This window comes from Malaciobacter halophilus, assembly GCF_002837275.1.
Taxonomy (GTDB): Bacteria; Campylobacterota; Campylobacteria; order Campylobacterales; family Arcobacteraceae; genus Malaciobacter; species Malaciobacter halophilus.
This window is the reverse complement of record NZ_NXIF01000012.1, coordinates 1-5,895: the sequence shown is the minus strand read 5'-3', so window position 1 is coordinate 5,895 and position 5,895 is coordinate 1. Positions and strand designations below refer to the sequence as shown.

General features: G+C 22.9%; 4 protein-coding genes. 1 reads left to right on the top strand and 3 read right to left on the bottom strand.

Annotated elements, in window-relative coordinates; translation table 11 throughout:
* Positions 1-260: 260 nt before the first annotated feature.
* A complete protein-coding gene (locus tag CP960_RS03410) occupies positions 261-1,808 on the bottom strand; it encodes a tetratricopeptide repeat protein (protein WP_101183830.1) in 1,548 nt (515 codons plus the stop codon).
* Complete coding sequence (locus CP960_RS03405) at positions 1,809-3,119, bottom strand: ATP-binding protein (protein ID WP_101183829.1); 1,311 nt, start codon at positions 3,117-3,119, stop codon at positions 1,809-1,811.
* Between the two features lie 315 nt (positions 3,120-3,434).
* On the opposite strand from CP960_RS03405, the gene CP960_RS03400 reads away from it, so the two are divergent.
* On the top strand, positions 3,435-4,106 hold the full coding sequence (locus tag CP960_RS03400; protein ID WP_101183828.1) for a response regulator transcription factor: 672 nt from the start codon (positions 3,435-3,437) through the stop codon (positions 4,104-4,106).
* A 1-nt stretch (position 4,107) separates the two neighbouring features.
* Here CP960_RS03400 and CP960_RS03395 read toward each other — a convergent pair.
* Positions 4,108-5,895 (bottom strand): bifunctional diguanylate cyclase/phosphodiesterase (locus tag CP960_RS03395; protein ID WP_119184485.1); only part of this gene is annotated, 1,788 nt, incomplete at its 5' end.

Genomic DNA, 5,895 nt, shown 5'->3' with positions numbered 1-5,895 from the left:
TTCTTTACCTTAATTGTCACTTTAATGTTACTATTATTTATTATATCTAATTTTAATGTATATAAATATATTTTTTATGATTTTTTATGATTTTTATATGTTTCATTACATAATATAAAATTATTTTAGATTACTTTTACTTTTTAAAGCTATATATAGAAGTTTTATTATGATTAGATAATATTATGTCATATAACATAATTAAGTTAATTTTATTGTTTTTTTATGTATTTTTTATAAAATTATTCTTAAATGAATACTTAATTCTTATTAAGCTCTGCTCTTAAATCAGATTTTATTTTTTGAAAAACTTTTAAATAATCTTTTGTTTCATCTTGCCTATACAGTTTTAAACTACTATACCAAGGAGTAAATTCAGTATCTATCATCCACCTAAAATCAGGAACAAAAGGCAAAATCAACCAAGTTTTTTTCTTTAAAGCACCACTTAAGTGAGCAAGGCTACTATCAATAGAGATTATCAAATTCATACTATTTGCGATGTGTGCACTATCATTAAAATTAGATATATATTTACTATAATCAAATACATTTTCATAATTATAAAAATTCTCTTTTTCATTTAATTGAAGTGAATAAAAAGCAATATTTGGAAACTCTTTGAAAAGTATCTTAAAATAGCTTATATCAACAGAACGATTTTTATCATTTTTATGCTCCTTATTCCCTTGCCAAGCAAAAGCAACATGATAATCAAAACCTTTTTTTAAAATATTCTTCTTACTTAAAAGTGGTTTTAAATAAGGTTCATTTGTAATTAAGTTATTTACTCTAATATCAAAAACTTTTGCTAAAGACATAAGAGAGCAAAAATAATCTACATCTTCAAGAGAGGTTTTATTTGATACAAAATGAACTTCTTTAAAAGAGTTCTCAAATATAAGTTTTAGCTCCTTTTTTACTGCAAAATAGACTTTTTTTGCACCCTTTTGTAAAACTAAATTGATAAATCTAATAAACTGTATATTATCTCCAAAGCCTTGTTCTTGTTGTATTAAAATAGTTTTATTAGTTAAATCCTCACCATCATAAGTAGGTATACCATATGATATCTTCTTTAGTTCATTTTTAGCTTCCCATCTATACTCATACTCTTCAAAACCTTTTTTATAATCTCCATACAATAAAAGAATATTTGATTTTGCAAAATGGGCATCTGCATAATCTGGTTTGAATTCTATTGCTTTTTCATAACAAAAAAGTGCATCACTATATTTTCCAAGAGCTAAATAAGAGATTCCCATTGAATAATAAGCTTTATAATGAAATCTTTGTATATTTATAACTTTTTTAAATCCTTTTATTGCTTCATTAAATCTTTCTAAATTATATAATGTATTTGAATAGTTAAAAATCACATCAACATCATTAGGGTTTAATAAAATTGCTTTTTTATATGTTTGTAATGCCATATCATATTTTTCTAGCCTTTTATAACAAACTCCTAAATTAACGTATGCACTTAAATAATCTTTTTTTAATTTTATTGCTTCTAAAAATGAGCTAATAGCCTTTTTTAAACTATCTAATTGTAAATAAGCAACACCTAGATTAAAATGAGTTTTATAAGAGAACTCATCAATATTTAAAGCTTTTTTATAATAAAAAACACTTTTTTTAAAATCATAATCTAAAAACAAAATATTTGCATAATTTACATATAAAATACTCAAATCACTTCTTTTTAAACTACTTTGATTTTTTAAAAGTTTTTCATACCTTATAGTGGCTTCTTTTAATTTTTTATTTTCATGATAAAATATTGCTTTTTTTAACTCTTTATTCAATTAAATACCTATTTTACTATTTAAAAAACTATTTTTAGAGACAATAATATACTTTTTTTGTAAAGTTGTTTCAACTTTTTCTGAAATCACTTTTAGTCTTCCATATGAAATCTTAGCCATGTCTTCATCTTGCCACAATACAAGTACAAAAGTTATTGTCTTTTTATCATATGCAACTATATCAATAACATTTCCATTATTATCCCACCAACTTCCTATATTTATAGGTTCATAACCAAAAGTTTCTCTTTTATAATTATTTATATACTCTTTTATATATCTTTTATAACTTTCTTGAACAGTTTTATTCATAAAATCTTCTTGAATCTTTTTAGTAATAACAGTTAAATCCTCTTTTTGTATGGAAGCTTTATTTGGGTAGATATAATAAAACCAAAAATTTAGTGCATTATCTTGTATTAAGTATCTTCCAAACTTACTACTTTTTTCATCACTATTAATAGGTGTTTGCTTAACTATAATCATCATATCAAGAAGCTTTTGTATATATCTTGTAAGATAAGTTGATTTTACATTTAAAAAAGTTGCAATATCTCCAATTTTCGTTTTTCCAAGAGAGATTGCATATAAAATTGAGCAATATGTTCCTATATCTTGAATCTCTGCTTTTAATATATCTATTCCAAGATTTGATAAATATGAGTTTGATGATAAAAATATTGCATATATATTTTCTGCTAAGTTCATGTTTTTATTATAATATTTCAAATACTTAGGAGATGTACCTAAAAGAGTATAAAGACAAAGTTGGTCAAGTTTTGAAAGATTTTTGACAATATTGTTTATTGTATTAAACCTTAAATTATTAAGAAAAGTTATAGTTGAATATTTTTTTATATTATCTAAATAATTACCTTTAAACAAAACTGAACTTGTCACAATTAAATAAATATTTTTTTTACTTAATCTCTTTTTCCAAGAATAAAGTAGTATATCTAAAGCAGTTTTATCAACTTTTAAAATATTTTGAAAGTCCTCTATTACAACTATAAGTCTATTTTGAATATTTTGTTTCTCTAAAAGAGTTAAAACATCTTCAAAGGTGCTAAAATTCTGATTACTATTAAATATTGAAAAGTGTCGTATAATCTCATCAGCCATAGAAGAAAAGAGTAAATTACTACTCATATCATTTAATGAAATAAAGATTGATTCTTTATTTTTCAAAAAACTTGTAACTAATGCTGTTTTTCCTATATACTTTCTTCCAAAAATAAAATGTATTTTTGAAGTTAATGCTTCAAAATTGTCTTGTAACTGTTTTAGTTGTTCATTTCTATTTAGTAACATGCTCTCATTCTTTAGATGTTTTTTATATTATACATAATAATTTCTTAGTTTACTAATCTTAAAATTTGACATTCTTATGACTAATTTTGTGTAAAAAAGTCACATTTGTGTTTTTTTTTTGAAAATTCTTTTTTCCTTAAAATTAATTATTATTTTTCTATTTTAAATATGCCAAAGTACCATATTATAGGATTTTAAAAAATTTTTATTAGATTTATTTATAATAAAACTATAATTTTATCTTTAAACAGTTAAATTATATTTTAATTATTTGTAGTTATCATTAAACTAAGACTTATTATTAGGAATGGGGAAATGAACGCTTTAAAACATATTAAAATCTTGTATGTGGATGACAAGAAAAGGGAAGAGGAGTATGTTGTTTCAGAACTAAAATCTTATTGTAACAACTTCATTGAAACAGATTGTTGCATCAATGCAATAGAAATCTACAAAGAGGAAAAACCAGAGATTGTTATTTATAATGTCTCTTTTCCAGAAGTTTCAAATGAAGAGTTTATCAAACAAATAAGAAGTGTAAATGAAAAAGCACAAGTTATCATAGCAACTGATAACTTAGATAAAAAGAAACTTTATGATGCAATTAACTTACATCTAATTAAGTATTTAATTTATCCTTTTAACTTAAATACACTTCTTGATTCATTGAAAGATTGTGTAAGAACATTAGATTCAAATAGTTCAAATGTAATTAAATTATCAGAAACATTAACTTATGATAAATTCAATAAAGCACTTTTTAAAAAAGGTGAGTTAATATCTTTATCAAGTAAAGAAGTAATGTTTTTTGATGTATTAGTTAAAAATAAAGATAGAGCAGTATGCTATGAAGAGTTTAATCAAATCATTTGGGAAGGTGAAATGACTAAAGATGCATTACGTTCTATCGTAAAAGACTTAAGAAGAAAAATCGAAAAAACGATTATAAAAAATGTTTCAGGGATAGGATATAGAATAGACGTTTAGTCTATTCTATTGCCTTTGGAGTTCCTAAATAAAATCCTTGTGAATAATCTATTCCCATATCTTTAACTATCTCAAAAATCTCTTCAGAATGAACAAATTCTGCTACTGTTTTTATATTTAATTTTTTAGTAAAAGATACAATTAGCTCTGTTACAACTTTTGCATTTAAATCTTGATTTATATATTTAATCATCGAACCATCAATTTTTACTATATCAACATTTAACTTCATTAAATATTCAAAATTAGAATACCCTGTTCCAAAATCATCAATTGCAACTTTACATCCAAGATATTTAAGTCTTTCTATAAAGTCACTAATTTCTTGATAGTTTTCAATTCCCTCTTCTTCAACTATTTCTACTATAAATCTTTGAGCTGCTTTTTTATTTTCATTTAACATTTGTTCTAAAAAGCTTATTGTAGGTTTATGCAAAATATCTTCTAAACTAAGATTTATTGAAAACTCTACATCTTTATATTTAAAATAGTTAAAAGACTTTTCTATAACTTTTTGAGTAAGAACACTATAAAGTTTTGATTTTTTTGCAACATTTAAAAATTTAAAAGGAGAGATAATTGTGCCATCTTCATCTATCATTCTTACTAAACACTCATATTTGTCTATTTTATTTGTTTCATTAGAAATAATTGGTTGCGCAAAAACAACAATTCTATCTTCATTTAATGCTTTTTTTAGTTTTTTAGTCCAATTTATATTTTCAATTAAATTACTTTTTATTTCTCTATTTTCATCAAATACAATAATATCTTTATTTTCTAATTTTGCGTGATTCTTAGCCATTTCTGCATTTATAAAATAGTTTTTTTCAGAAGAGATTCCACATATTAAATTCACTTCTAAAATATTCTCTTCTACTTCAAATTTTGTTACTTTTATTTGTTTAATTATTTCAAAACACTTCTTTTTAAAATCTTCAAGGAAGATTTCATTTACATGAGCAAGAATAGCAAACTCATCTCCTTGAAGCTTATATAAACTTAGTTTACTATCATTTAATAAAGAATATAATTTTCTAGCAACTTCTAATAAAAGTTTATCTCCAATTTCAAATCCAAAATACTCATTTACTTCTTTAAATCTTAAAATATTAAATACACTTAAAATCATTCCATCTTTTGCTTCTAAATCCTCTAAAAGTTTTTGTCTATTTGGAAGATTTGTTAGCATATCTGTTGTTTGAAGTTTTATTCTTTTTTCTTGATTTATTAAATCACTAATATCATATCTTATTGCAATAAACTCTTTAATATTACTATGTAAATCTAAAATAGGAACAATAGTAGATTTTACATAATATGTTTTTCCTTCTTTAGTTCTATTTTTTAAAACCCCTTTCCAAACTCTTTTATTTAAAATTGTTTTCCAAAGCTCTTGATAAACTTCTGTTTTAGTATCTGGATGTTTTACTAAACTATGTTTTGAGCCAATTAACTCTTCTTTTGAAAAACCTGATATTTTACAAAATTTTTCATTTGCAAAAGTAATAACACCATTTTTATCTGTTTTTGAAACAATAGCACTAGCATCAACTGCTTTTTTGTATTCATTTAGTAAAGATAGATTTATAAGAACTTCTTTATTTTTAGACTCTATTTCGTACTCATTTTGCAACTTAATATCTATCATTTTATTTGCATTTATTGCAAGCTCTTTAAATTCATAAAATTTCATATTTTTTGTTTCAATTTTTTCATTTGTTGTATTTGCTCTTTTAAAAAAATCTATAAATATTGAAAAAGTTTTATCCATATCATTTGAGATTTT

What these genes read in the sequence shown, in the direction of transcription:
- CP960_RS03400 (WP_101183828.1), top strand. Translation starts at nt 3,435, where the DNA reads ATGAACGCTTTAAAACATATTAAAATCTTGTATGTGGATGACAAGAAA.
- CP960_RS03405 (WP_101183829.1), bottom strand. Translation starts at nt 3,119, where the DNA reads ATGTTACTAAATAGAAATGAACAACTAAAACAGTTACAAGACAATTTT.